The 26,400-nt window shown below is 57.3% G+C and carries 17 protein-coding genes and 2 pseudogenes; 16 read left to right on the top strand and 3 right to left on the bottom strand.

The window, feature by feature from the left end; genetic code table 11:
• Nucleotides 1-266: 266 nt before the first annotated feature.
• Nucleotides 267-1,137, top strand: a pseudogene (locus ACXX9E_RS16380) (oxaloacetate decarboxylase).
• A gap of 133 nt (nucleotides 1,138-1,270) precedes the next feature.
• On the opposite strand, the gene ACXX9E_RS16375 reads toward ACXX9E_RS16380, so the two are convergent.
• The 3 genes from ACXX9E_RS16375 to ACXX9E_RS16365 form a co-directional block, all read right to left on the bottom strand.
• The gene (locus ACXX9E_RS16375; RefSeq protein WP_123467568.1) at nucleotides 1,271-1,573 is read right to left on the bottom strand and encodes a hypothetical protein; all 303 of its coding nucleotides are present in this window, start codon (nucleotides 1,571-1,573) and stop codon (nucleotides 1,271-1,273) included.
• A 679-nt stretch (nucleotides 1,574-2,252) separates the two neighbouring features.
• On the bottom strand, nucleotides 2,253-3,491 hold the full coding sequence (locus tag ACXX9E_RS16370) for a M20/M25/M40 family metallo-hydrolase (protein WP_458555724.1): 1,239 nt from the start codon (nucleotides 3,489-3,491) through the stop codon (nucleotides 2,253-2,255).
• A 156-nt stretch (nucleotides 3,492-3,647) separates the two neighbouring features.
• Complete coding sequence (locus ACXX9E_RS16365) at nucleotides 3,648-4,721, bottom strand: diguanylate cyclase (RefSeq protein WP_123467564.1); 1,074 nt, start codon at nucleotides 4,719-4,721, stop codon at nucleotides 3,648-3,650.
• A gap of 189 nt (nucleotides 4,722-4,910) precedes the next feature.
• Here ACXX9E_RS16365 and ACXX9E_RS16360 point away from each other — a divergent pair, with 189 nt between their 5' ends.
• The 15 genes and pseudogenes from ACXX9E_RS16360 (at nucleotide 4,911) to ACXX9E_RS16290 (ending at nucleotide 26,324) form a co-directional block, all read left to right on the top strand.
• Complete coding sequence (locus tag ACXX9E_RS16360; RefSeq protein ID WP_458555723.1) at nucleotides 4,911-6,365, top strand: flavin-containing monooxygenase; 1,455 nt, start codon at nucleotides 4,911-4,913, stop codon at nucleotides 6,363-6,365.
• A 21-nt stretch (nucleotides 6,366-6,386) separates the two neighbouring features.
• Nucleotides 6,387-7,313, top strand: a complete 927-nt coding sequence (locus ACXX9E_RS16355) for an alpha/beta fold hydrolase (RefSeq protein WP_222833212.1) — start codon at nucleotides 6,387-6,389, stop codon at nucleotides 7,311-7,313.
• A 135-nt stretch (nucleotides 7,314-7,448) separates the two neighbouring features.
• Nucleotides 7,449-8,948, top strand: coding sequence for a glycolate oxidase subunit GlcD (gene glcD / locus ACXX9E_RS16350; RefSeq protein WP_458555722.1), 1,500 nt, complete (start codon nucleotides 7,449-7,451; stop codon nucleotides 8,946-8,948).
• Nucleotides 8,948-9,997 carry a glycolate oxidase subunit GlcE gene (gene glcE / locus ACXX9E_RS16345; RefSeq protein WP_458555721.1) on the top strand — a complete coding sequence of 350 codons (1,050 nt, stop codon included), beginning with the start codon at nucleotides 8,948-8,950 and terminating at the stop codon, nucleotides 9,995-9,997. The genes glcD and glcE overlap by 1 nt, the downstream gene beginning before the upstream one ends.
• A gap of 2 nt (nucleotides 9,998-9,999) precedes the next feature.
• Nucleotides 10,000-11,220 carry a glycolate oxidase subunit GlcF gene (gene glcF / locus ACXX9E_RS16340; protein WP_458555720.1) on the top strand — a complete coding sequence of 407 codons (1,221 nt, stop codon included), beginning with the start codon at nucleotides 10,000-10,002 and terminating at the stop codon, nucleotides 11,218-11,220.
• A gap of 88 nt (nucleotides 11,221-11,308) precedes the next feature.
• Nucleotides 11,309-12,697: a 2-oxoadipate dioxygenase/decarboxylase HglS gene (hglS, locus tag ACXX9E_RS16335; protein WP_458555719.1), complete on the top strand. Its 1,389-nt coding sequence runs from the start codon at nucleotides 11,309-11,311 to the stop codon at nucleotides 12,695-12,697.
• A gap of 362 nt (nucleotides 12,698-13,059) precedes the next feature.
• Entirely contained in the window at nucleotides 13,060-13,575 is a 516-nt protein-coding gene (locus ACXX9E_RS16330; RefSeq protein WP_007949952.1) for an Hcp family type VI secretion system effector, read from the top strand.
• Nucleotides 13,576-13,706: 131 nt separating this feature from the next.
• Complete coding sequence (locus ACXX9E_RS16325; protein WP_458555718.1) at nucleotides 13,707-15,749, top strand: type VI secretion system Vgr family protein; 2,043 nt, start codon at nucleotides 13,707-13,709, stop codon at nucleotides 15,747-15,749.
• Entirely contained in the window at nucleotides 15,739-16,479 is a 741-nt protein-coding gene (locus tag ACXX9E_RS16320) for a DUF4123 domain-containing protein (RefSeq protein ID WP_128616077.1), read from the top strand. Before ACXX9E_RS16325 ends, ACXX9E_RS16320 begins: the two co-directional genes overlap by 11 nt.
• On the top strand, nucleotides 16,476-21,401 hold the full coding sequence (locus ACXX9E_RS16315) for an RHS repeat-associated core domain-containing protein (RefSeq protein ID WP_458555717.1): 4,926 nt from the start codon (nucleotides 16,476-16,478) through the stop codon (nucleotides 21,399-21,401). The genes ACXX9E_RS16320 and ACXX9E_RS16315 overlap by 4 nt, the downstream gene beginning before the upstream one ends.
• A 10-nt stretch (nucleotides 21,402-21,411) precedes the next feature.
• Complete coding sequence (locus tag ACXX9E_RS16310) at nucleotides 21,412-21,801, top strand: immunity 22 family protein (RefSeq protein ID WP_458555716.1); 390 nt, start codon at nucleotides 21,412-21,414, stop codon at nucleotides 21,799-21,801.
• Between the two features lie 1,164 nt (nucleotides 21,802-22,965).
• Nucleotides 22,966-23,262: an Imm50 family immunity protein gene (locus tag ACXX9E_RS16305; protein WP_458556586.1), complete on the top strand. Its 297-nt coding sequence runs from the start codon at nucleotides 22,966-22,968 to the stop codon at nucleotides 23,260-23,262.
• A gap of 176 nt (nucleotides 23,263-23,438) precedes the next feature.
• Nucleotides 23,439-25,294: pseudogene (locus tag ACXX9E_RS16300) on the top strand (RHS repeat-associated core domain-containing protein); the annotation flags it as partial.
• Nucleotides 25,270-25,680, top strand: coding sequence for an HNH/endonuclease VII fold putative polymorphic toxin (locus tag ACXX9E_RS16295; protein ID WP_458556585.1), 411 nt, complete (start codon nucleotides 25,270-25,272; stop codon nucleotides 25,678-25,680). The pseudogene ACXX9E_RS16300 and the gene ACXX9E_RS16295, both read left to right, overlap by 25 nt.
• Nucleotides 25,681-25,682: 2 nt before the next feature.
• Nucleotides 25,683-26,324 (top strand): hypothetical protein, encoded by a 642-nt coding sequence (locus ACXX9E_RS16290; protein ID WP_458555715.1) that lies wholly within the window; start codon nucleotides 25,683-25,685, stop codon nucleotides 26,322-26,324.
• Nucleotides 26,325-26,400: the final 76 nt, after the last annotated feature.

The raw sequence follows: 26,400 nt of genomic DNA, 5'->3' as shown, positions 1-26,400 counted from the left end.
CTGAAGAAGGCAGGTGATTGGCTCAGGGGCCGCTTCGCAGCCCATCGGGGATAAATCCCCTCGCCACCGATCAATCAGGTATCCACAGGTAAATCCCCTCCTATAGCGTTGATCGCTGATGAATCCTTTCAGCGCAGAATCCCCCCTCCCAGGTCACCCTCGCAAATTCGTCATGATCCTTGACCCATTCGCGTGATAGCCTTTTCATCCTTCGGCGTTGACACATTTGCTCAAGCCTTCCATTCCTTTGTATTGGTGGAACTCGTATGACCCGGCTTTCCCATCAAGATTTGCGCCGTAGTTTCCGTCAGCTGCTGGCTTCCGACACCTGCTACCACACGGCTTCGGTGTTCGACCCGATGTCCGCCCGCATCGCCGCTGACCTGGGTTTTGAAGTGGGGATTCTTGGCGGTTCCGTGGCCTCGTTGCAGGTGCTGGGCGCTCCGGACTTTGCCCTGATCACCCTCAGCGAGTTCGCCGAACAGGCCACTCGTATCGGTCGCGTCGCCCAATTGCCGGTGATCGCCGACGCCGACCACGGCTACGGCAACGCCCTCAACGTGATGCGCACCATCGTCGAACTGGAACGCGCCGGCGTCGCCGCCCTGACCATCGAAGACACCCTGCTGCCCGCGCAATTCGGGCGCAAATCCACCGACCTGATCACGGTCGCCGAAGGCGTCGGCAAAATCCGTGCGGCGCTGGAAGCCCGGGTCGATTCGGAAATGGCGATCATCGCCCGCACCAATGCCGGCATTCTGCCCAACCAGGAAATCATCAGCCGCACCAAGCAGTATCAGGCGGCGGGCGCCGACGGGATTTGCATGAGTCGGGGTTCAGGATTTCGATCAGCTCGAGCAAATCGCCGAACACCTGACCGTGCCGCTGATGCTGGTCACCTATGGCAACCCGGCGCTGCGCGACGACAAACGTCTGGCCGAACTCGGTGTGCGCGTGACCATTGATGGGCATGGCGCTTACTTTGCGGCGATCAAAGCGACGTATGACAGCTTGCGTGAACAGCGGCAGATCTTTACTCAGGCGTCCGATTTGAGCGCGACCGAGTTGACGCATACCTATACCCAGCCTGAGGAATACATTCTCTGGGCCAAGGAATACATGAGCGTGAAGGAGTGATGCACACGATTTACCGGCCCTTTCGCGAGTAGGCTCGCTCCCACATTTGATCGGTGTCGAACACGAATATTGTGTTCACCCAAGATCCGCTGTGGGAGCGAGCCCGCTCGCGATAGCAACAGCCGCTACACCGCTAAACCGGCGTCTTGTAAGCCTCCTCCCGCTGCACCGCCCGCGCCTGAATCACATCCAGAATCGCACAGCCCTCGCGCATCAACAGATGCACCGCGCTGGTCACCCGCGTCAGATCACAATCGGAAATACCCTTGAGGTTGAGACTGGCAAAGGTGTCGGCCAGATCGCGCACGACCACAAACCGGTGCATCGCACAGGCGGCCATGTCGCTGAGTTCTGAGTGGGTGTTGAGGAAGAGCACCGGGGATTCGGCGTCGTAGGTGTCGATGGGGAGGAAGCGGGGCATTACTTGGTCGGTCATAGAGTTCACTCCAAAAGGGTCAGGTTCTGTATTCGACCGGCCAAGATCGTTGCAGAGTTTTCTGCGAGCCGGGACTATAAGAGCCGCGCTCAACGGCCGCAATGAGCGCTTCTTTCGGACTTTTCGGTATTTTTTGTACGCCGTTCGCGACTTCCATTTTTCCCACAAAAGCCCCTCACCCTAGCCCTCTCCCAGAGGGAGAGGGGACTGATTGGGGGATGCTCGGGAGCTACGCCGACTTGTGACACCGCGCTGAATCCGATTTTCAATTCAAATGGATCTTTCAGGTCGCCGTATTCATCACAAACAACGCGGTCAGTCCTCTCTCCCTCCAGGAAAGAGAACTATTGGGGGATGCTCGAGAGCTACGCCGACTTGTGACACTGCGCTGAATCCGATTTTGAATTCAAATGGATCTTTCAGGCGGCCGTATTCATCACAAACAACGCGATCAGTCCCCTCTCCCTTCAGGAAAGAGAACTATTGGGGGATGCTCGGGAGCTACGCCGACTTGTGACACCGCGCTGAATCCGATTTTGAATTCAAATGGATCTTTCAGGTCGCCGTATTCATCACAAACAACGCGGTCAGTCCCCTCTCCCTCTGGGAGAGGGTTAGGGTTAGGGTGAGGGCAAATGCACCTGACACCCCACCCGCATCAGTCACACCACAAACCCAATCACCGCGGCTTGGAGAGCTCCATGATCATCCGCGACAACAGATAAATCCGCGGCGCCACGCTCGCCACTTCGGCGTACTCCTCCGGCGTGTGAATATTGCCGCCGACAATCCCGAAACCATCCAGCGTCGGCGTACCCACTCCGGCCGACAGGCTGGCATCCGCCGCGCCACCGCTGCCCTCCTCGGTCAGTTTGCGGCCGATCTCGCCGTAAATCCTCTGGGCCATCGCCATCAGGCGATCCGACTCGGGCGTCTGCGGCATTGGCGGCAAACCACGCTGGAGTGAAGTCTTCACTTCGGTGTCAGCAATCAACTTGTCCTGCGACACCCGAGCCAGATCCTTCTCGATCCGGTCGAACTCTTCCGGAACCGCCGCGCGCACGTCAGCCTTGGCCGTGGCCTGATCCGGGATCACGTTGGTGCGGTCACCGGCCTTGAGCACGGTGAAGTTGATGGTGGTTTTCTTCGCCTCATCGCCGAGTTTGCCCAGTTGCAGAATCTGGTGCGCGGCTTCCATCGCCGCGTTGCGCCCCAGTTCCGGGGCGACGCCGGCGTGCGCGGCTTTGCCCTTGACCTCGACCAGCGCCGTCGCGCTGCCCTTGCGCCATACCACCAGGCCATCCGCCGGACGCCCCGGCTCTAGATTGAGGGTCACGTCGTGTTCTTTGGCAGTTTTTTTGATCAGGTCGGTGGCGACGTCCGAGCCGGTTTCTTCGCTGGCATCGAGCAGAAAGGTGATTTGCGCGTAATCCTTGAAGTCGAGGTTTTTCAGCACCTTCAGCGCATAAATCCCGGCGACAATGCCGCCCTTGTCGTCCATCACCCCCGGCCCGTAGGCGCGACCGTCCTTGATGTGGAACGACCGTTCGGCGGCGGAGCCTTCCTTGAACACCGTGTCCATGTGCGCCATCAGCAGGATTTTTGCCTTGCCGGTGCCCTTCAGGGTAGCGAGCACGTGACTGGATTTTTCCGGGGTGTTCGGCACCCGTTCGATCGTGGCGCCAAGTTTTTTCAGCTCATCGACGGCAATGTCGCTGACTTGCTTGAGCCCCGGCTCGTAACCGGAGCCGGAGTCGATATTGACCAGACGTTCCAACAGCTTCAGGGCTTCGGGCTGGTATTGCTCGGCGTCGGCGAGCACCTGTTTGTGCGGTTCGGCGGACGCCACGGCGGCCGAGAGCGTGAGAGACAGGCCGAGGCTGGCAGCCAGCAGAGAGCGGGAAAATGAGCACGTCATGAATCAATCCTTGTTTCGCGTCGGGGGTGGATTGAAACCGTACCCGACATTGACGCAAGGCTCTACACCCAATACGACGCTGACCTGGCCGACCGCACCCGAAACCTGTGGCCGCTAGCTGGCCTGCCAGCGCGTACAGGATCAGTCGCAAGCGGCTCAGACCGAGTCGAGCTGCGGCTGCTTCGGCAGGCTCTCGCAATTGCAGATCACCCGATTGCGGCCACTGGCCTTGGCTTCATACAAGGCCTGATCGGCATCATTGAGCCACCGCGTCGCGTCGGCATGCGCGGGATCGTAAGCCGCCAGGCCGATACTCAAACTGACCTTCAACGCCGGGTTCTGCTCATAGCCAAGAACGGCAAAGCGCTCGCGCAGCGCCTCCATGGCTTGCGCCGCGTTGAACAGCGGCAGCTCCGGAAGAATCACGCAGAACTCGTCCCCGCCGTAGCGCCCGGCGACATCGGTGGCGCGCAGGTTCTGCTTGAGCATCTTGCTCAACTGGCGCAGCACGATGTCACCGGCGACATGCCCGTAGGTGTCGTTGATCGCCTTGAAATGGTCGATGTCGATCAGCGCGATCGCCGCGCCCTGTTTCTGCCGTTTGCAACGCTGAAAAGCGATCTCCAGTTGATCCTTCCAGGCGCCGTGATTGAGCAGTCCGGTGAGGCTGTCAGTACGACTCAGCGCGAGCAACTCACGTTTATGCAGGCCGAGGGTGTAGGCCTGGCGAAAACAGATCCAGCCCAGTGCCAACGGGTACAGCAGCAATAACGGGAAACACGCGTACATCTGCGCGGGTGAGGTTTGCGGAATGAATGCCGGCGCGAAAACCACCAGGCCGACGGCGACCCCGAGCAACTGCGCCGCGGAGCCCGCCAATAGAAAGCGTGAACCTCCGATAGCGACGTTGTTCATCGCCATCATCGAAATGGTCGTTGCCGTGGGCAGCGGATTGAAATGCATGGCAGCGACCCAGAAGCCGCCAAGAAAGGCGTCGATCAACAGGTTGCGGTGTTCGGCGTGGAAAGGCACCTCGGCGCGGCGCGCCCATTGAAAGGCCAGATGCGGCCAGATCAGGCCATTGAACAGCATCAACGCCCAGACCCATAGCGGCGGATCGAGGGCTTGCATCGCCACGGACACGCAGAGAAGCCCAAGCAACAGCCCGAGGATTCGCGACGTGTAAAGCCTCCTGGCCAATGAAAGTCCCTTTCCTCCCGTTTTTCCCATAAGGGCCTCGACCACTCGACGGAACCTGCACACCGTAGGACGGATGTGTTGGGAGTCTATCAGGGCAACGTTAAATAGCCATCACCGGCCAGCGGGCTGAATAGAGCGACATTACCGCTGCGCACAGTGCAAATATTTGGCTATACATGAAAGGAGGAAAACGAAAAAACAACTATAAGAAGGAGCCCCATGCACACCTACCACGTGTTGATCATCGGCAGCGGTTTCGGCGGCCAGTGCGCGGCGGTCAACCTGCTCAAGGCCGGGATCGACGATTTTCGCCTGCTGGAGCGCCGGGACTTCTTCGGCGGCACCTGGTGTCAGAACACCTACCCCGGCGCTGCGGTGGACGTGCCATCGCCGCTGTATTCGCTGTCGTTCGCCTCTTACCGCTGGTCGCAGATGTTCGCCGAACAGGCCGAGCTGCACCGCTACACCGAGCACGTGATCGAGCGGTTCGGCCTGCGCGAGCGGGTGGAGTTGCAAGCCAATGTCGAGCGTGTCGAATGGGACGACGAGCAAAAACGCTGGGCCGTTCATACCGGCGCCAAAGGCACGTTCCATGCGCAATTCCTCATCAATGCGACCGGCCCGCTGAGCCAACCGGTGATCCCACAGATCCCCGGCCAGGAGCGCTTTCAGGGCAAGACCTTTCACACCAATAATTGGGATCATGACTACGACTATCGCGGTAAACGCGTGGCCATCGTCGGCAGCGGCGCCAGCGCGGTACAGGTGATTCCGGCGATTGCCCCCGACGTCGCGCAACTGCACGTGTTCCAGCGCACGCCGCATTGGGTACTGCCTCGCGCCGATCGCCTGTTCGGGCCGCTGCAACGCTGGCTGCTGGGTGTGAAACCGGCCTACAAGCTGTTGCGCTGGTTGATCTACTGGCAGTTCGAAACGCGGGTGATCGCCTTCAAATATTCGAGACCGGCCATCCGCATGGTCCAGCGTCAGGCCTTGCGTCTGCTGGAACGCCAGGTGCGCGACCCGGCGCTGCGGAAAAAGCTCACACCGGACTTCACCATCGGCTGCAAACGCGTGCTGCTGTCCAACACCTATTACCCGGCGTTGACCCGGCCCAACGTGACGCTGCACACCCGCGAACAAGGCATCACTTCGCTCGACGAGCGCGGCATCAACACGCAGGACGGCCAGCACATCGAGGTCGATCTGATCATCTGGTCGACCGGTTACGACGCCACCGACGGGGTGATTTCCTACCCGGTCAGCGGAAAAAACGCCGTGCAACTCAGAGATGTCTGGGCCCAGTACCCACGCGCCTACCTCGGCACCAGCCTGCCCGACTTCCCCAACCTGTTTATCGTCACCGGGCCGAACACCGGCATCGGCCACACCTCGGCGCTGTTCATCATCGAGTCGCAGATGAACTACATCCTCGACTGCATCCGCACCGTGCAAGCCAAAGGCCTGCGCAGCATCGAAGTGCGCCCGGAAGCAGAACGTACCTACACTGAGATGATCCACCGGGAAATGGAACGCACGGTGTGGAAGTCCGGTGGCTGCCACAGTTGGTATCAAAGCAAGAGCGGTCATGTGATCGCAATGTTTCCCGGCTTCAGTTTCAGCTATCACCGCTTGACCCGGGCGCTGAAACCGGCCGACCACATTCTGTCCTGAACACGTAAAAGGAAGACGTCGATGCTTTTGCTGTTTGTCGCCCTAGCGGTTTTCGTGGCCTGGAGCTGGTTGAGTTATCCGGCGGTCGGTCATTGGCTGTATGACCTGAACATGGCCGTCGAGGCCAAACTGTACAAGCTGCACAAGATCGAAGTGCCGATCGCCGAGATGACCGTTTCGACCTGGCAAGGCGGGCCCTATGAAGCGGCCAGCACGATCCTAATGCTGCACGGCTATAGCGCCGACAAGAATCTGTGGCTGCGCTTCTCCCGGCACTTCGTGCGCCAGTATCGGGTGATCATTCCGGATCTGGCCGGCCACGGTGAAACCGGCTTCAAGGCTGGCGGCGGCTATGACATCGCGGTGCAAGCCAAGCGCATGATCCAACTGCTCGATGTCTGCGGCGTGGAGAAAGTCCATGTAATCGGCAACTCGATGGGCGGTTACATCGCGGCGTGGCTGGCGGCAACTTACCCGGACCGGATCGCCTCGCTGGCGTTGATCGACCCGGCCGGCGTCACGGCCCCGGAGGCCAGCGACATGGAGCGCCACCTGGCCCGTGGGCACAACCCGTTCCTGATCAACTCCCGGGAGGACTTCCAGCGTTTCTACGCGATGACCATGGCGTCGCCGCCGTGGGTGCCGAAGCTGGTGCTGGATGCCATTGCTCAGCGCTACGAACAGCAACGCGATGAACTGGAGGAGATCTTCCGCGATTTCCGCGCCAGTGAACCGATGGAGCCGAAACTGGCTGACATCAAATGTCCGTCTCTGCTGCTCTGGGGGCGCAAGGACCGGCTGATCGACGTCAGCAGTGTGCCGGTGTGGAGCAAGGGCATCGCCAATCTGCGCGTGGAGGTGTGGGATCACGTCGGGCATATGCCGATGGTCGAACAACCGGGGAACACCGCGCGGTTGTATCGGGAATTCCTCGGCAACCAACGATGATCAGCAGGCCCACAGCTGACGGCGGGTTGCACCCGACAGTCTGTGCTGGCTGGATCAGGCCCGTTTTGCGCCCGAGCGCGAGCAAACGACTTCGCCACAGGGGTGCCCCTCTCTTACAAAAGTTGCGGGACTGAGATGAACATTCTGTATGACGAGCGCCTCGACGGGCCCTTGCCCGAGGTGAACAAGGCCAGGATTCTCGAAGCCTTGCAACGCGCCGTGCCCGATCTCGACATTCTCTGGCGCGACGACGAACTCAAGCCCTACGAATGCGATGGCCTCTCGGCTTACCGCACCACGCCGATGCTGGTCGCCCTGCCCCGGCGTCTCGATCAGGTGCAGAGCCTGCTCAAACTCTGTCATCAGCACCAGGTCCCGGTGGTCGCTCGCGGCGCCGGCACCGGATTGTCCGGCGGCGCCCTGCCGCTGGAAAAAGGCCTGTTGCTGGTGATGGCACGCTTCAACAACATCCTGCACATCGACCCCGCCGCACGTACCGCGCGGGTTCAGCCCGGTGTGCGCAATCTGGCGATCTCCCAGGCAGCGGCGCCGTTCGGCCTGTATTACGCGCCGGACCCGTCTTCGCAAATCGCCTGTTCCATCGGTGGCAACGTCGCTGAAAACGCCGGCGGCGTGCATTGCCTGAAATACGGTCTGACCGTGCACAACCTGCTGAAAATGGAAGTGCTGACCATCGAAGGCGAGCGCCTGACACTGGGCAGCGACGCCCTCGATTCAGCGGGTTTCGATTTGCTGGCGCTGTTCACCGGCTCTGAAGGTTTACTGGGCATCATCACCGAAGTCACGGTCAAATTGCTGCCAAAGCCTCAGGTTGCCAAGGTGCTGCTGGCCAGTTTCGACTCGGTCGAAAAGGCCGGCCGTGCGGTGGCCGACATCATCGCGGCGGGGATCATTCCTGGCGGTCTGGAGATGATGGACAACCTGGCGATTCGTGCCGCCGAGGACTTCATCCACGCCGGTTATCCGGTCGATGCCGAAGCCATTCTGTTGTGCGAACTCGACGGCGTCGAAGCCGATGTCCACGACGATTGTCAGCGGGTGCGCGACGTCATGACCGAGGCCGGCGCCATCGAAGTGCGCCAGGCCCGTGACGAGGCCGAGCGCGTGCGCTTCTGGGCCGGGCGCAAGAACGCCTTCCCCGCCATCGGTCGCCTGTCACCGGACTATTACTGTATGGACGGCACCATTCCGCGCCGCGAATTGCCCGGCGTTCTGCAAGGGATCGCGCGCCTCGGCGAAGAATATGGCTTGCGCGTGGCCAACGTGTTCCATGCCGGCGACGGCAACATGCATCCGCTGATTCTGTTCGATGCCAACCAGCCGGGGGAACTGCACCGCGCCGAAGCCCTGGGCGGGAAAATTCTCGAACTGTGCGTGCAGGTCGGCGGCAGCATCACGGGCGAACACGGCGTCGGCCGCGAAAAAATCAATCAGATGTGCGCACAGTTCAACAGCGACGAACTGAGCCTGTTCCACGCCGTAAAAGCCGCGTTCGATCCACAAGGCCTGCTCAATCCCGGCAAGAACATTCCGACCCTGCATCGCTGTGCCGAATTCGGAGCGATGCATATTCACGCCGGGCAACTGCCCTTCCCCGAGCTGGAGCGCTTCTGATGGCTGACTTCGATGCCGCCAATGCGTTGCTCGAGCAGGTCAACGAGGCCCGGGCCAACGCCACGCCGCTGAGAATTCAGGGTGCTAACAGCAAAGCCTTTCTCGGGCGCGAGGTGGCCGGTGAAGTGCTCGACACCCGCGCCCATCGCGGCATCGTGCGCTATGAGCCGACCGAACTGGTGGTCAGCGTGCGCGCCGGTACGCCGTTGTCGGAACTGCTCGCAGCACTGGAAGCGGCCGGGCAGATGTTGCCTTGCGAACCTCCGGCGTTCGGCGAAGGCGCGACGGTCGGCGGCATGATCGCCACCGGGTTGTCCGGGCCGCGACGCCCCTGGTCCGGCTCGGTGCGGGATTTTGTCCTCGGCACCCGGGTGATCACCGGCCTCGGCCAGCACCTGCGCTTTGGCGGCGAAGTGATGAAAAACGTCGCCGGTTATGACCTGTCACGCCTGATGGCCGGCAGTTTCGGTTGCCTTGGCGTGCTCACCGAAGTCTCGCTGAAAGTCCTGCCCAAACCGCGCCAGTGCTTGAGCATCCGCCTCGATATCGACTGCGCGCGGGCGCTGGCCAATCTGGCCGAATGGGGCCAGCAACCGCTGCCGATCAGCGCCGCCTGCCACGATGGCGAGAGTCTTTATCTGCGTCTTGAAGGCGGCGAAGGTTCGGTGACGGCGGCGCATCAACGCCTCGGTGGCGAGCCACTGGATTCGGTGTTCTGGTGCGATCTGAATGAACAACGCCTGGCGTTTTTCAACGAAGGCCTGCCGCTGTGGCGCGTGTCCTTGCCGAACAATCTCGGCCCGCTGGAGCTGCCCGGCGAGCAACTGATCGACTGGGCCGGGGCGCAACGCTGGCTGAAATCCGACGTCGAGCACATTCATATCCTCGCCCAGGCACTCGGCGGCCACGCCACGTGCTTCAGCCACGGCGCCAGCGAGTCGCCCTTCCAGCCATTGGCCCCGACACTGCTGCGCTATCACCGGCAACTCAAGGCGCAACTCGACCCGCAAGGGCTGTTCAACCCTGGCCGGATGTACGCGGAGTTCTAGCCATGCAAACCACCCTCAGCGAACAATCCCGACAGCTGCCCCGCGCCGCCGAGGCGGAAAAAATCCTCCGCACCTGCGTGCATTGTGGCTTTTGCAACGCCACATGCCCGACGTATCAATTGCTTGGCGATGAACTCGACGGCCCGCGCGGGCGCATCTACCTGATCAAGCAGGTACTCGAAGGCGCATCGGCCACCGCACAGACGCAACTGCATCTGGACCGCTGCCTGTCGTGCCGCAATTGCGAAACCACCTGTCCGTCCGGTGTCGACTACCACAACCTGCTCGACATCGGTCGCGCGGTGGTCGATCAGGCGGTGCCACGCCCGGCTGCACAGCGGCTGCTGCGCGAGGGCCTGCGCGCACTGGCACCGAATCCGCGACTGTTCAAAGGCCTGCTACAGGTTGGCAGCACTTTTCGGCCGCTGCTGCCGCAGATCTTTGAAAGCAAGCTGCCGCAGCATCTGCCGACGTCCGGGGTGCGCCCCGCCCCACGGCATGCACGCCGGGTGTTGTTGCTCGAGGGTTGCGTGCAGCCGGGGCTGTCGCCAAACACCAATGACGCCACCGCGCGGGTGCTCGACCGGCTCGGCATCAGCGTCACCCCTGTGGTCGAGGCAGGCTGTTGCGGCGCCCTCGACTATCACCTCGACGCCCAGGCCAAAGGCCTCGACCGCGCCCGGCAGAACATCGACGCCTGGTGGCCGCACCTGCAACACGGCGTCGAAGCCATCGTGCAGACCGCCAGCGGTTGCGGCGCCTTCATCAAGGATTACGGGCATTTGCTGGAAAACGATCCGGCGTACGCGGACAAGGCGCGACTGGTCAGCGAACGCACCCTGGATCTGGTGCAGATCCTTGCCGGTGAACCGCTGGAACAGGCCTGTGCCGCCAGCGAACGACGGATCGCCGTGCATTGTCCGTGCACCTTGCAGCACGCGCTGAAACTCGGCGGCGCGGTGGAAGCACTGCTGACGCGCCTCGGGTTCAACCTCACCGCCGTGCCCGACGGTCATTTGTGCTGCGGTTCGGCAGGCACCTATTCGCTGACGCAACCGGCAATCGCCCGACAACTGCGCGACAACCGGCTCAACGCATTGGAAAGCGGCCGCCCGCAGTTGATCGTCACCTCCAACATCGGTTGCCAGAGCCATCTGGCCAGCGCCGGTCGTACACCGGTAATGCACTGGATCGAACTGGTGGATCAGTCGTTGGCAGAATGAAGTTCGTAGGATTCTTCGTTTGCCCGCGTGCGAGAAGGCTGCGATCTTTTCCCTCATCCATTCCGTGACCGTGGCAGGAATTTTTTTCATGACCGTGCAGCCGTTCATCAGCCCCGACCTGATCCGCCAACGCTTCTCCAAAGCGATGTCCGACATGTACCGCAAAGAAGTGCCGCTGTACGGCGCGCTGATGGAACTGGTGGAGCAGACCAATCGCGATGTGCTTGCACGTCAGCCGGACATCGCCCGGCAGCTCAACAGTAGCGGTGAAATCATGCGGCTAGACATGGAGCGCCATGGCGCCATTCGCGTTGGCACCGCCAGCGAACTGGCCACCCTCGCCCGCCTGTTTGCGGTGATGGGCATGCAACCGGTGGGTTATTACGACCTGACGCCAGCGGGGGTGCCCGTGCATTCCACGGCGTTTCGTGCGGTGCATGAAGAGGCGCTGCAGGTCAGTCCGTTTCGGGTATTTACCTCGTTGTTGCGCCTGGAGTTGATTGAGGATCCTGCGTTGCGCGCCTTCGCAGAATCGGTGCTGGCCAAGCGTTCGATCTTCACGGCGGCGGCCTTGCAGTTGATCGAGCTTGCGGAAACCGCCGGTGGCTTGAACGCAACGCAGGCCGAGGAATTTGTCCTGCAGGCTTTGGAGACTTTTCGCTGGCACCACAGTGCCACCGTCAGCGCCGCGCAGTACCAGACGCTGAGCGCCCAGCACCGCTTGATCGCCGATGTGGTGGCGTTCAAAGGTCCGCACATCAATCACCTGACGCCGCGCACCCTGGACATCGACATCGTCCAGGCACAAATGCCAGCGCATGGCATCACGCCCAAAGCGGTGATCGAAGGTCCGCCACGGCGGCAGTGCCCGATCCTGCTGCGCCAGACCAGTTTCAAGGCGCTGGATGAGCAGATCGCCTTCACCGACCAGCCTGAAACCCGTGGCAGCCACAGCGCGCGCTTCGGCGAAATCGAACAGCGTGGCGCGGCGCTGACACCCAAGGGGCGCGCACTGTACGACCGCTTGTTGAATACCGCCCGCGATGAACTGGGTGACTTCCCCAACGAAGGCAATGCCGCACGCTACAACGCGCTGATGACCCGGCACTTTGCCGAATTTCCTGACAGCGTCACGGGCATGCGTGAACAGGGGCTGGCGTACTTTCGTTATTTCCCGACGGCAAAAGGCCTGGCGGCGAGCGGGCTGGGCGAGGTTTCACTGGAGGATTTGCTGCGCGAGGACTATGTGAAAGCGGAGCCGCTGGTGTACGAAGATTTCTTGCCGGTGAGCGCGGCGGGGATTTTTCAGTCGAACCTCGGTGATGCCGCGCAGGCACACTACGGCGAACACTCCAATCGCCAGGCTTTCGAACAGGCGCTGGGGCGTTCGACCCTTGATGAGTTGGGGTTGTATGCCGAGACGCAGCAGCGTTCGCTCGAGGATTGCGAGAAAGCGCTGGCTGTGAAGCTGATCTGAGTACCCGGAAAAACTTGTGGTGAGAGGGTTTATCCCTTCGCGCCAGAGCGATTCAGCGTAACCCTAACTGCGCAAGAAGTTGCGCACTGACGGGGGATTTTTCGCGGTCGATCTCGCTACAGCCCTTGATCTACAAGGGCTGTGGACGAGTGCGCAAGAAGTTGCGCAGTACTGCGCAACTTCTTGCGCACTTTTGCGCCCCTCCGCTCGTAGAACGCCTCCAAAATCGCCGACCAAAGCGTTTTCACCCCGAGCCTCCGGGGGTCTCGCAAAACCTGGCACGCTCCTTGATAACACTCAGGCACCCACCGGGCGATTTCGCCTCCCGGGCACCTTAAATTATTCCGCAAGGAGAGCACCCCATGGCAACACCAGCGTACATGTCGGTTACCGGCGAAAAACAAGGCCTGATCACTGCCGGCGCTTTCACCGCCGACTCCGTTGGCAACACCTACCAGGAAGGCCACGAAGACCAGGTTATGGTTCAGGCTTTCACCCACGACGTGATCATCCCGCGTGACCCACAATCCGGTCAGCCAACCGGTCAGCGCGTGCACAAGCCAGTGGTGATCACCAAGGTCTACGACAAGGCTTCGCCTCTGCTGCAAGCCGCGCTGACTTCCGGCGAGCGCATGAGCGAAATCGTTATCCAGTGGTACCGCACTTCGGCTCAAGGTACTCAAGAGCACTACTACACCACCAAACTGGAAGACGCGATCATCGTCGCCATCAACAACAAAATGCACAACTGCCAGGATCCAGGCAACGCGCACTTCACCCACCTGGAAGAAGTGCAGTTCACCTACCGCAAAATCACCTGGACCCACGAAGTATCCGGTACTTCGGGTTCCGATGACTGGCGTGCTCCAGTCGTTTAATTACGGCTGATCGTTACAAGCATCGACCAGCCCTGCTGGTCGATGTTGTTTACGCCCCTCCAGAATTTCGCGTACGTTGAGCCGCTTTGCGGTCGTCGACGAGCGCCGCTGTACAGCACGAGGAACAAGGGATGTTCGCGCCGGCCAATGAAACCCACTTTGCCCTGACCATCGAAGGGCTCTCTGCCGATTTTCAGGTATTTACCCTGACCGGCCGGGAAGCCATCAGCCAGCCTTTTGTGTTCGAGGTGGAACTGGTCAGTGAGCAGCCGTCGCTGGACCTCGAAACCCTGCTGCACAAACCGGCCTTCCTGCAACTGTCGCCCGATGGCAGCGGCATCCACGGCCAGATCTATCGCGCCGCCCAGGGCGATTCCGGCAAACGCCTGACCCGTTATTCGGTGACCCTGCGCCCGCAACTGTCGTACCTGGCGCATCGCGTCAACCAGCGCATCTTCCAGAACCTCAGCGTGCCGAAAATCATCGGCATGGTCCTCGAAGAGCACGGCATTCAAAGCAACGCCTACGAATTCAAGACCGGTTCAATCTATCCCGAGCGCATCTACTGCGTGCAATACGATGAATCGGACCTGCATTTCATCCAGCGCCTGTGCGAGGAAGAAGGTATTCACTACCACTTCCAGCACAGCGCCACGGCGCACAAGCTCGTCTTCGGCGATGACCAGACGGTGTTCCCGAAACTCAAGCCTGTGGCCTACCAGCAAGACTCCGGCATGGTCGCCAGCAACCCGGTGATCAAGCGTTTCGACCTGCGCCTGGAAACCCGCACCAGCCGCACCACCCGCCGCGACTACGACTTCGAAAAACCACGCCTGACGCTGGAAAGCGAAAACCGCGGCGACGCCCTGCCCGACCTCGAAGACTACGACTATCCCGGTCGTTTCATCGACCGCGAGCGCGGCAAGCACTTGGCCAAACGCGCCCTAGAACGTCACCGCAGCGACTTTCAGCTCGCCGAAGGCAAGAGCGATCAGCCACTGCTGGTCAGCGGCCATTTCCTCGCCCTGACCGAGCACCCGAAGGCCAAGTGGAACGACCTGTGGCTGCTCACCGAAGTCTTGCATGAAGGTAAGCAACCGCAAGTGCTCGAAGAGTCGGTGACCAGCGACACCACGGCATTGAAAGACGATTTCCATCAGGGCTATCGCAACCGTTTTCAGGCCACCCCGTGGGACGTGCCCAACCGCCCACCGCTGCGCCACCCGAAACCGCGCATCCTCGGCAGCCAGAGCGCAGTGGTCACCGGCCCGAAAGGCGAAGAGATCCACTGCGACCAGTACGGCCGCGTCAAAGTGCAATTCCACTGGGACCGCGAAGGCCAGGCCGACGACAAGACCAGTTGCTGGCTGCGCGTCTCCAGCGCCTGGGCCGGCGCCCAGTACGGCGGCATCGCCATCCCGCGCATCGGCATGGAAGTGCTGGTCACCTTCCTTGAAGGCGACCCCGATCAACCGCTGATCAGCGGCTGCCTGTACCACAAGGAAAACACCGTCCCGTACGCCCTGCCGGCGAACAAGACCCGCAGCACCTTCAAGACCCTCAGCTCGATGGGCGGTGGCGGCTACAACGAACTGCGCATCGAAGACAAAAAAGGTCAGGAGCAGATCTACCTGCACGCCCAGCGCGACTGGGACGAGAACATCGAGCACGACCAGAAAATCCGCGTCGGCAACGAACGCCACGACACCGTCGAAAAAAACAGCTACACGGAATTCAAGGCCGAAGAACACCACACCGTCTACGCCGACCGCAAAGTCGAAGCCCGCGCCAACGACCACCTCACCGTAGGCGTGAACCAGCACATCAAGATCGGCACCGGCCAGTTCATCGACGCGGGGCAGGAAATCCACCTCAGCAGCGGCATGAAAGTGGTGATGGAAGCCGGCAGCGAACTGACCCTGATTGGCGGCGGCAGCTTCATCAAGATCGACGCCGGCGGCGTGACCATGAGCGGCCCGGTGATCAACATGAACTCCGGCGGCAGCCCCGGCAGCGGCACCGGCGCCGCCCCGCTGATGCCCGGCATCCTCAAACAAGCCGACGCCGACAAGGCCGGCCAGGTCCTGACCCCGGCCCAGATCAACACCCTCAAACGCAACGCGCCGTTCTGCGAAGAATGCGAAAAATGCAAGGCAGGTGCCTGTGCCATCTGATCGAATTACGCCCAAGGACTGGCTGGCACAACAGCCGCTGCAGACTGGCGAGCGCCTGTATTTGGTCATCAGTGCGGCGAGCGATGCCGAGCCGCTCAAGCCCTTCTATCAGCAAGATGCCGCACCACAACTGCAGCCTATTTGGAGTGGAACGCCTTACGCCGATTGGCTTCCCGTAATGCCGTATCTCGCCGAGATCAGCCCCAATGCCAGTTTTTTGCAATGGATTACTGAAACCGATGCACTGGATTGGGGTTGGCTAGCGGTATCCACCAGCGCGCCGGAAACGGTGCTGGAGCATTTGCGCAGCCTGACCCAGGTAAAAATGCCAGACGCTACTGAAGTGTTTTTCAGGTTCTGGGATGGTCGACATTTTCATCCGATCATCGAAGGGTTAGGTGCTACGGCAGGTGAATTACTGCCGGTTTTCCAACGCTACCTGATTAACGGACAGACGCTCGAAGTCGGCAGAAGAGCAGTACCTCCCGCAAAAGAGTGGCCCTGGTGGGATATTCCCCAAACGCTATTGGATGCTCTCGCGAAGAAGGACCACACCACCGTCGTCGAGAACCTGATGCAGTGGCTATCAGAAGATTGCCCAGAATTGTACTTCGAATTCCCCGAAGCCAACTTGCGCAGAAAGGTTGAGCGCTTCGTGCGCCAGAACCCAAACACAGAAGATATGGCAGAGCGTCTCGCCGCAGAGCTGACAAAGGAAGTCACGTCATGAATACCCCGATTGGTACCCTGGTCCTGCGTGTGCTGGACGCCAAAGCGCCTGACGTGAACCTGATCCTCAAAGACTTCAAAAACTGCCTGAGTGATTACAAGGAATGGGCGGACGGTTTCTGGACTGGCTGGGCGCTGGACGTCGACCAGACCTTCAAGGTCGGCAACGAAGTCAGCATCACCGAACGGAAAACCGAAACAGGTGCGGTAAAGACCTATGCCACTTGCCCGTTGGTAGGTGACTTCACGCTGATTCATATGTTCGAGTCGGCGCGCTTCGTGCCGATTGGCAATACGCCGGTAAAACTGGAGCCAGTCACCAAAGGTACCTTTTACGACGACGTTACCGGCCCGGTCATCGAAACCATGATCGGCCCGAGCGGTATCAAAGTGATCGAGGGGGCCAAGAAGGGCCAGACCTATCGCATTACGTTTTTCCCCAACGTATCCCAGAATGACGTCAAAGCGCTCTATAACTCCTATCAAGGCGTTATCAGCAAGCTTGATGGCTGGTTGCAGAGCGAATGGTCGAGCAAGTTTAAGCCGCAATGGGCCAGTTACTCTGCAGCGGATCGTGCCGGGCGTTCGGTAATTTTGCTCAAACGCGCCCTTGAGGGGTTTGAAAAGGCTCTGTTGCAGCTGTGGGATGACATCAAAAGCTTGTTCGAGCTACTCGCCAATCCGAGGAAAAATTACGAAAAGCTGAAAAAGTACCTGTCGGACGTCGAGATCGACAAACTCTATGCAGCCTCCAAGGAGTCGATTGCTTCAGGGCTGTTGATCCTCAGCGACGAGCCGCTGATGTTCATCTACGTCTCCGCCATTGTTGCTTGGGTCGGCATGCTACCGCCGCAGGTTGTTGTCGACGTGATGACTGCCATCGCCTCGGAATTCCTGATCAACGTACTGGTGGGCATCTGCCTGACAGGTGGCGCCGGACTGGCCGTGAGAGCGGGCACCAAAGTCCTCTCCACCGTCAAATCCGGAGAAGCCATCAAGTATCTTGAAGACCTCGCGTCTACCTTGATGACACTCAGCAACAAACATGCCCTGCCCGCCCATGCGGAAGTGTCGAAACCAATCATCGCTAGCGCCAAGAATGTGCCGATGAAGCCTGCCAAAACCGCAGCGCTGAAAATCGATGAAGCTACCACTGAAGCGCCAAAAGCTGGCTCGCGCAAGGCTGAACCCAAGAGCCAACTAGAGGGACTGTCTCCCACAAAACAACTGCCTAAAACTGCAGATACTCCGAAACAGGAAGTCAAAGACGCCTCTTCGTTCCCAAGGGACAAGAAAAAGAACCAGTCCACTCTGCAACCCAAAGAAAAAGTCGACGACGTTCCTGATCAGTCCAAGACACCCGATGACAAAAGCGCCACTTGCGCGAAGAAGACCTGCACCAACGGCTGCCCGGTCTCGATGGTCACCGGTGAAGAGCTGCTAACCATTACCGACGGTGAACTCGGTGGCCTGCTGCCATTCAGTTGGACTCGACTCTACCGAACCAGCGCGGCTGAAATCGACTGCGGTCTAGGCTATGGCTGGAGCCACGCCCTCGCTCAACGGGTGGCCATCAATGGCGACGAGGTCGTGTGGACCGATCACGAAAACCGGGTCACCACATTTCCCCTGCCCAGCGTACAACGCCCGGCAATCACCAATAGCCTTTCGGAAGCCGCTATCTTCATTGGCGAAGATCCCTCCGAACTCATACTGACTCAGGCCGGCGAAAAGCCGCTGTTCTATCACTTCCGTTTCAACAGTAAAGGCGCGACGCTGATCGCCATCAGCGACAACTACGATAATCGCCTGCAGATCACCCGTGACATCCATGGTCGAATCAAGCGCGTGGATAACGGTGCTGGTCGTGCGCTGCTTGTCCGGTACGACCGCAAGCACATTGTCGCCATCGACTATCAGCAATTCATTCCGGCGGACAATCTCGAAGACGCCTGGAACACCGTTCAGACGCTGACCACCTATGAATACGATGGTCACCATCGGTTGATCAAAGCCACAAACGCTCTGGGAGAGTCCGAGCGTTATGCCTACAACGAGCAGAACGTCATTCTTGAGCGGCAACTCGCCGGGGGCGCAAGCTTTTACTGGGAGTGGGAAAAGGAAGGCAAGTCTGCACGTTGCATCCATCACTGGGCCAGTTTCTCTCAGATGGATGCGCACTATGCGTGGGATGACAAAGGCAGCGTCACCGTTACCAACGCCGATGGCAGCGAAGAGGTTTATACCCACGATGACAAGGCTCGACTCGTCGCCAAAGTTGATCCGGACGGTGCAGAACATCTAAAGGCCTATGACGACAAAGGCCGACTGATCGCCGAAAAAGACCCGATGGGGGCGGTCACGGAATATCAGTACAACGAAGCGGGTCGATTGGTCGCGGTGATCCCACCGGAAGACGCACCGACCACCTACGAGTACTACAACGGGTTTGTCCGTGTGGTAAATCGTGGTGACGCCAAATGGATCTACTGGCGTAACGACCAGGGTGACATCACTGAACAAGTCGACCCGGATGGCAACTCTACGCATTACGCCTATGATCGCCAAGGACGCCTGCTGGAGATCCGCCATCCCGACGGCAGCCGCCACCAACTGGGGTGGAACAACCTCGGCCAATTGCTGGAGGAGCGCCTGCCGGACGGCGGTCAGCGCAAGTACCGCTACGATGCGCTCGGTCGCCAGATCACACGTCAGGCTGAAACGGGTGCAATCACCCACTACCAGTGGGATGCGGCTAACCGTCTGGCACAGATCACCCTGCCCGGCGGCGCTACCCGTGCGTTCACCTACAACCCATACGGCCGCGTCACTGCAGAACGCGACGAACTGGGCCGCGTAACCCGTTACGAGTATGCCGATAACCTGCATCTAGTCAGCCGTCGCATCAACCCGGACGGCAGCCAACTGCGCTATCGCTACGATAATTCGCGTCTATTGCTCACCGACATCGAAAACGAACGCGGCGAACACTATCAGCTGGATTACTACTCGAACGGGCTGATCCAACAGGAAACCGGTTTCGACGGACGCCGTACCGCCTACGAGTACGACCTCAACGGCAAACTGCTGAAGAAAACCGAATACGGTGACGACGACAGTGAGCTGGTGACCGAGTATCAGCGCGATGCCTCTGGCCGCCTGCTGGTCAAAACCCTGCCCGACGGCGAGGAAATTCACTACAGCTACGATGCACTTGGCCGTCTGGTCAACGTGGACGATGGTCATTGGCCGCTTGCTTATGAATATGATGTGCAGGATCGGCTGATCAACGAGCATCAGGGCTGGGGCACCACGCGTTACGAATACGACAGCGTCGGTCAGCTCAATCACTGCCGCCTGCCGGATGGCAGCACACTCGATTATCGCCACCAACCCGGCGGGCATCTGAGCAACATCGACCTCAACGGCACACGCCTGACTTCCCACCAATTCAGTGCCGGTCGTGAACAGCAACGCCAGCAAGGCCTGTTGCTCAGCCAATACCAGTACGACGAACAAGGCCGCCTGCAAGCACACACAGTCGGTCAGCGTGATAAAAACCTGTTCCAGCGTCGCTACAACTACGACGCCGCCGGCAACCTCGCCGGTATCGATGACAGCCGCAAAGGCAACCGCAGCTACCACTACGACCCGCTCGACCGTCTGATCAGCGTGCGCGGCGCCACACCGGAAAGCTTCGCCCACGACCCTGCTGGCAACCTGCTCGGCCAGAGCAACGAAGGCACGGCCAACCTCGCCAACGTCAAAGGTAACCGCCTGCTGATGCAGGGTGACCGGCACTACGACTACGACGCCTATGGCAATCTAATTCGCGAGCGGCGCGGCGCTAACCAGAAACTCGTCACTGAATACCGTTATGACTGCCAACATCGTCTGATTGGCGTAAGTCTGCCGGGGGGCAGTACGGCGTCGTACAAATACGATGCCTTCGGCCGCCGTATCGAAAAAACCGTTGACGGCCAAACCACTGAATTCCTGTGGCAAGGCGAACGTCTGATCGCCGAAAGCGGTGACAACCGCTATCGCACCTACATCTACGAACCCGGCAGCTTCCGACCTTTGGCGATGCTCGAAGGCGAGGGCCCACTAAAGGCCACTCCGTTCTACTACCAACTCGACCACCTAGGCACACCGCAGGAACTCACCGACTACAGCGGCGAGATAATGTGGTCGGCGAAATACCGTGCCTATGGCAACCTTGCGGCACTGGATGTCAGCGAAATCGACAACCCCCTGCGCTTCCAGGGTCAGTACTTCGACGCCGAGACAGGGTTACATTACAACCGGCATCGCTACTACAATCCAAACACAGCACGGTATCTGACGCCGGATCCGATCAAGCTTGCGGGCGGGTTGAATAACTACAGGTATGTACCCAACCCTACAGGCTGGGTTGACCCATTAGGCTTGGACACTACCCCTGTAATATGTCCAGGGGGTCCAAACTGCACTCCTCCTGTCAAAACATTGGATGAATTGGTACCTGGAGGCAGCGTACCCAGTGTTAAAGATGGAGCTTTCAACAAGTGGTTCAACGAGCTAACACCGGATGAATTCGACACAGTTTGGTCCAATGAATCTTACAAGAACGCCATTAAAGATCGACTGAGGTACCCGGGAGGAATGCATGAATGGCACATGGTTTCGAGAGCTGACACATTCAAGCGTTGGGGCGTAAGTGCTGAGCAGATCTATGAGCTACGGACCGCGATTGCTGAAGTGAAATTTGTGAACCCTACTGGCCATCATGGGGGCAAAGGGTCCACAAAAGCACATAATGAAATACTTAAAATAATTGACAATTCGAAAGATTACGGCGAGTTCCGACAGGGCCTCAATGAGTGGGCGGGTCGGAGGTTAGAAGGTGGAGTTGACTCTCTCCCATCCGGCCTTAAAAATTGAGGAGAAAAAGATGAGTAATAAAAAAACAGTATCAATTTGGACTGCAAACGCCGACTGGCAGCAATCCACTCTTCGGGAAATAGTGACGCCTGCCTATTCTGACGATGGAGAATCTCTAGGATCGGAATTCAGCAATGCATTTTCTCTGGGCTTTATTGACGACGACTTTATTGAAGCTGATATCGTAGAGCCAACTAAAAATTTGGAAAAAGCAATCGAAGATTTTTCTTATGACTCCGATATCATCGCTGAGATAAAAAAGAAAAACCTCTCTACGTTATCTGAAAAAATAAACAGTGTTATTGCAGTTTATGATTGTGCTTATAAAGGAAAAACCACAGCTTCGACATTACGAGGCATCGAATTTACATATCGAGGTCAGTTTAAATATCAAGATTAGGACACATGAGACGTAACCGATAAAGATTGAAATTTTTACTTCCCTAAGTGCCCATCGGATGACATTTACCCGTCAACCCTAAATGCTCGCGACTAGCCTCGTCGATGTCAAAGACGAGCACCTGACGACACCTTACTATATGGGTAATTGCACTGATCAGCCATTTGCACAAGACCTAACCTAACTACAACGTGCAGAGAATGGATATTCAAAGCCATTCTCTGGCTACTTACGATCAATAGGAGTCCTTCCCGGAGTCCAGTTCCGGGTCTGCATGAGAAACCCGCCGCGCTTACCAATTGGATTCTTGGTATCTCGCACTTTCTCAACTTACTCACCGAGAGCAGCTGACTCTTGAACAAAAGGTGACAGATTGATTTTCCCGTTCAATTCAAATACGCGTAAAAATAAATCTATCCCTTTTTGCTGTCTCGGATGATCCAAATGATTTGACTAAGGCGTTGGGAGTACAACCTAAGGTCTCGCAGACGGAACACGGAACACGGAACACGGAACACAACGCATGGTCTGGAAACCAAATGCCACTACTCGCATGAGTATGAAAGCCATCCGGGAGACCCCGGCACCTTCAACGCCAGACACCACGGCGAGCATTATCACATTGAGTTAAAGCCTCCTAACCTGACTTGAAATCAAACTAAAAAGCAAGGTTTAATATCAAAGACAAAACCAGATAATTACCTTGACGAGAAAAACAAGAAAAATACAGGTAGATTACTTCGCCTCCTTAGACAGCAGCACGACATAAAAAACGAAGATTTGCCACAATACAAATTTGATGATGAGATAAAGCGATTAAAACTCAAAGGGTGTCTAATCGAGCTCGAACACCTTTGAGCAAGATATGCATAAACGGGCATAAGCGGAGGCAGACCACGTTTTTTTGCATCTATAATTGCCCTGCGAAGACCTCCGCTTTCTCACTATTTAACGTGGTCTGTCCCTGAATAACACAACCCCGAAACTGGAAATGCTCATCGAACCAAAACATTCCACCTAAGAAGTGTGGCCAATCATTACGTATTTTGAGTGATCTAAAATGTGGACATCATCAATATCGAACAAAAAACAGTGGACATCTGTTTTCGGAGAAACATATTCCCCCTCAAGCATGCGTACGTCATACGTCATACGTCATACGTCATGCTGGATGGAAACTCTATATGCTTAAAATTATCCAGCAAAATAGAGCAAACAGCTCCTAAAAAGTGGTTGGAAAAGAATTACAATGAATATGAATTTCAGCTCCACATAATTGACATAGAAAATTTTAACGTAGAAAATTTCAACTTCAGCGGCACCACCACCCTAACAATCGAGAAAGAAAACTCAAACTATAAAGTCACAATTAAATTTGAAAATAACTGCATAGCCACATGTCAAGCAAAAAACATTACTGTAGCCAATATTACGGCATACAATAATGACGGCGCAGTGTAGCGCAATGCGCTCACTGACACCTTTTATAGGAAGTAGTGCATTCAAGCACTACCGACGATATCGAAAAAAATAACAGCCTCCTATTATATAAATGTGATTTTCTTATAATCTAGGCACTAACATCAATCTAGCTTGTGAGTTCCTTGGTTCTAGACAGAAATTAATCACCGTACATCGGCAGCCGCTATCAACTGGGCAGGAATAATCTCGGCCAATTGCTGGAGGAGCGCCTTCTGGACGGTGGTCAACGCAAGTATCGCTACGATGCGCTTGGCCGGCAAATTACCCGTAAAGACGAATTCGGTGCCATTACTCAATATCAGTGGGACGCCGTAGATCGCATGACCCAAGTCACCCTCCCCGGTGGCGCCACCCGTGTCTTCACCTACAACCCGTATGGACGCGTCAATGCCGAACGCGACGAACTCGGGTGTATCACCCGCTACGAATATGCCGACAACCTGCATCTGGTCAGCCGCCGCATCAATCCCGACGGCTGTCAGTTGCGCTATCGCTACGACAACGTGGGTCTGCTCCTCACTGAAATCGAAACCGAACGCGGCGAACGCTATCAGCTCGACTACTACTCAAATGGCCTGATCCAACAAGAAACCGGCTTTGACGGTCGCCGCACTGCCTACGAGTACGACCTCAACGGTCAATTGCTGAAGAAAACCGAATTCGGCGACGACGGCAGCGAACTCGTTACCGAATACCAGCGCGATGCCGCCGGCCGTCTGTTGGTTAAGACCCTTCCTGATGGCGAAGAGGTTCACTATAGCTACGACGGACTGGGTCGCCTCGTAAACGTAGACGACGGCCATTGGCCGCTTGCCTATGAATACGACGTGCAGGACCGCCTGATCACTGAACACCAGGGCTGGGGCACCACACGTTACGAATACGACAGCGTCGGCCAGCTTCAGCCACTGCCGCCTCCCGGATGGCAGCAAACTCGACTACCGTCACCTTCCCGGCGGACGCCTGAGCAGCATCGACCTCAACGGCTCACGTCTGACCGCTCACCAGTTCAGCGCCGGCCGCGAACAACAGCGCCAGCAAGGCCTGTTGCTCAGCCAATACCAGTACGACGAACAAGGCCGCCTGCAAGCACACACAGTCGGTCAGCGTGATAAAAACCTGTTCCAGCGTCGCTACAACTACGACGCCAACGGCAACCTCGCCGGTATCGATGACAGCCGCAAAGGCAACCGCAGCTACCACTACGACCCGCTCGACCGTCTGATCAGCGTGCGCGGCGCCACACCGGAAAGCTTCGCCCACGATCCGGCGGGCAACCTACTGGGTCAAAACAACGAAGGCACAGCGAACCTCGCCAACGTCAAAGGTAACCGCCTGCTGATGCAGGGTGACCGGCACTACGACTACGACGCCTATGGCAATCTAATTCGCGAGCGGCGCGGCGCTAACCAGAAACTCGTCACTGAATACCGTTATGACTGCCAACATCGTCTGATTGGCGTAAGTCTGCCGGGGGGCAGTACGGCGTCGTACAAATACGATGCCTTCGGCCGCCGTATCGAAAAAACCGTTGACGGCCAAACCACCGAGTTCTTGTGGCAAGGCGAACAGCTGATCGCAGAAAGCGCCGACAACCATTATCGCAGCTACATCTACGAACCAGGCAGCTTCCGCCCATTAGCAATGCTAGACGGCGAAGGCCCGCGTAAAGCCACGCCGTTCTACTACCAACTCGACCACCTCGGCACACCCCAAGAACTCACTGATTACAGTGGAGAAATCATGTGGTCGGCGAAGTATCGTGCGTACGGTAACCTCGCCGCGCTGGACGTCAGCGAGATTGATAACCCTCTGCGCTTCCAAGGTCAGTATTTCGATGCCGAGACGGGGTTACATTACAACCGACACCGCTACTACAATCCAGGCACTGGACGGTTTTTGACGCCGGATCCGATTAAGCTTGCGGGTGGCTTGAACAGCTACCAGTACGTGCCTAACCCTACAGGGTGGGTGGATCCGTTGGGATTGAGCACAAACTGTCCCGGAAAATCGAAAAATGGAATTAGAAAAAAAGCAGACGACGCAAGTGACTCGAAAGTAGAAACAGGTGAGGTTGAGCCGCCCAAAGGCCATGACAGCACTATTACCAGAAGGGCAGCTTTCAGAGAGGCTAAAAGGGTTGGAGGAGTTCCTCTCTCGCAGCAGCCATCCAGGTCATATAAAGAAGTACTTACTGACCAACCCGGCCGTGTTATGAGTCGCGTGTATGAATTTCGTTTAAACGATGGTCAGATTGTGACGATCAGAGAGCATTCATTGGGGCACGTAAAAGGAAACGAGGGACCTCATTTCAACACAGAGGTAACGAAAACTACTGGTACCAAGGGATCCCTAAAAGAGGGTGAAAATTCACACACATACTTTAGAAAAGAATAATCATGAGAACATTTTACATTTACGACTCAGGAATTAAGCTATGCGAGCAACCCGAGCTCACGCCTTCTCCTGATTTTGTGAGTTTCACACTTATCTCGGCGTCTTTGCAGGACATATGGTCAACTTGGAAAAAAATCAGCCATTCTCTTTCGCTGGAATGGCCTACAACAATAAAGTGGCGGACTGTTGGCTACTCGCTGGAAGATCAAAAAATCCAAGAAATTCGTCTACGTAAGGATATTGAATCGACTCTAGGCGGCAATGGAATGCTCAAGAAAAATGCAGAAACAAAAATATATTCTTACTTGGACCCTACTGACACTCATGAAAACAGATTCAAACCAGACGAACTAACACAATACAGAAATACTTTTCTAATTCTAAAAAAAAGCACCCCAGACTCACTTTTACTTTGGGAGCAACTAAGCAAATACGACAAAGCCGTCACTTCAAAAAGCATTTTTAACTTTATGACTTTTGATAAGGAAACACTTATCGCTCGCTTTTTAGAAAGTGACACTCATTCAACCTTACAGCTTATTGCGCCAGCAGAAAACCTAAAAAAAATTACATCTATACTTGAAAGTCTAGAAATCAGAAAAATTAAAAACACCGAACTCCCCGAAATTATAAACAACCTCTAACATTAGTATCCGTCACAAAAATGCAGTTTATTTTCTAGAAGCCAATCTCAATTAACAGAGTAAGCAATGGTCGGGG

It is taken from the genome of Pseudomonas sp. GNP014, from assembly GCF_054344005.1.
The sequence above is the reverse complement of the archived record's forward strand: the minus strand, read 5'-3'. Positions and strand labels throughout refer to the sequence as shown.

Bases quoted from the DNA above. Each gene is read 5' to 3' on its own strand.
- ACXX9E_RS16360 (WP_458555723.1), top strand. From the start codon at position 4,911: ATGCACACCTACCACGTGTTGATCATCGGCAGCGGTTTCGGCGGCCAG.
- ACXX9E_RS16310 (WP_458555716.1), top strand. From the start codon at position 21,412: ATGAGTAATAAAAAAACAGTATCAATTTGGACTGCAAACGCCGACTGG.
- hglS (WP_458555719.1), top strand. From the start codon at position 11,309: ATGACCGTGCAGCCGTTCATCAGCCCCGACCTGATCCGCCAACGCTTC.
- ACXX9E_RS16305 (WP_458556586.1), top strand. From the start codon at position 22,966: ATGCTGGATGGAAACTCTATATGCTTAAAATTATCCAGCAAAATAGAG.
- ACXX9E_RS16290 (WP_458555715.1), top strand. From the start codon at position 25,683: ATGAGAACATTTTACATTTACGACTCAGGAATTAAGCTATGCGAGCAA.
- ACXX9E_RS16370 (WP_458555724.1), bottom strand. From the start codon at position 3,491: ATGACGTGCTCATTTTCCCGCTCTCTGCTGGCTGCCAGCCTCGGCCTG.
- ACXX9E_RS16330 (WP_007949952.1), top strand. From the start codon at position 13,060: ATGGCAACACCAGCGTACATGTCGGTTACCGGCGAAAAACAAGGCCTG.
- ACXX9E_RS16355 (WP_222833212.1), top strand. From the start codon at position 6,387: ATGCTTTTGCTGTTTGTCGCCCTAGCGGTTTTCGTGGCCTGGAGCTGG.
- ACXX9E_RS16325 (WP_458555718.1), top strand. From the start codon at position 13,707: ATGTTCGCGCCGGCCAATGAAACCCACTTTGCCCTGACCATCGAAGGG.
- ACXX9E_RS16315 (WP_458555717.1), top strand. From the start codon at position 16,476: ATGAATACCCCGATTGGTACCCTGGTCCTGCGTGTGCTGGACGCCAAA.
- glcF (WP_458555720.1), top strand. From the start codon at position 10,000: ATGCAAACCACCCTCAGCGAACAATCCCGACAGCTGCCCCGCGCCGCC.
- ACXX9E_RS16365 (WP_123467564.1), bottom strand. From the start codon at position 4,721: ATGGGAAAAACGGGAGGAAAGGGACTTTCATTGGCCAGGAGGCTTTAC.
- ACXX9E_RS16375 (WP_123467568.1), bottom strand. From the start codon at position 1,573: ATGACCGACCAAGTAATGCCCCGCTTCCTCCCCATCGACACCTACGAC.
- glcD (WP_458555722.1), top strand. From the start codon at position 7,449: ATGAACATTCTGTATGACGAGCGCCTCGACGGGCCCTTGCCCGAGGTG.
- glcE (WP_458555721.1), top strand. From the start codon at position 8,948: ATGGCTGACTTCGATGCCGCCAATGCGTTGCTCGAGCAGGTCAACGAG.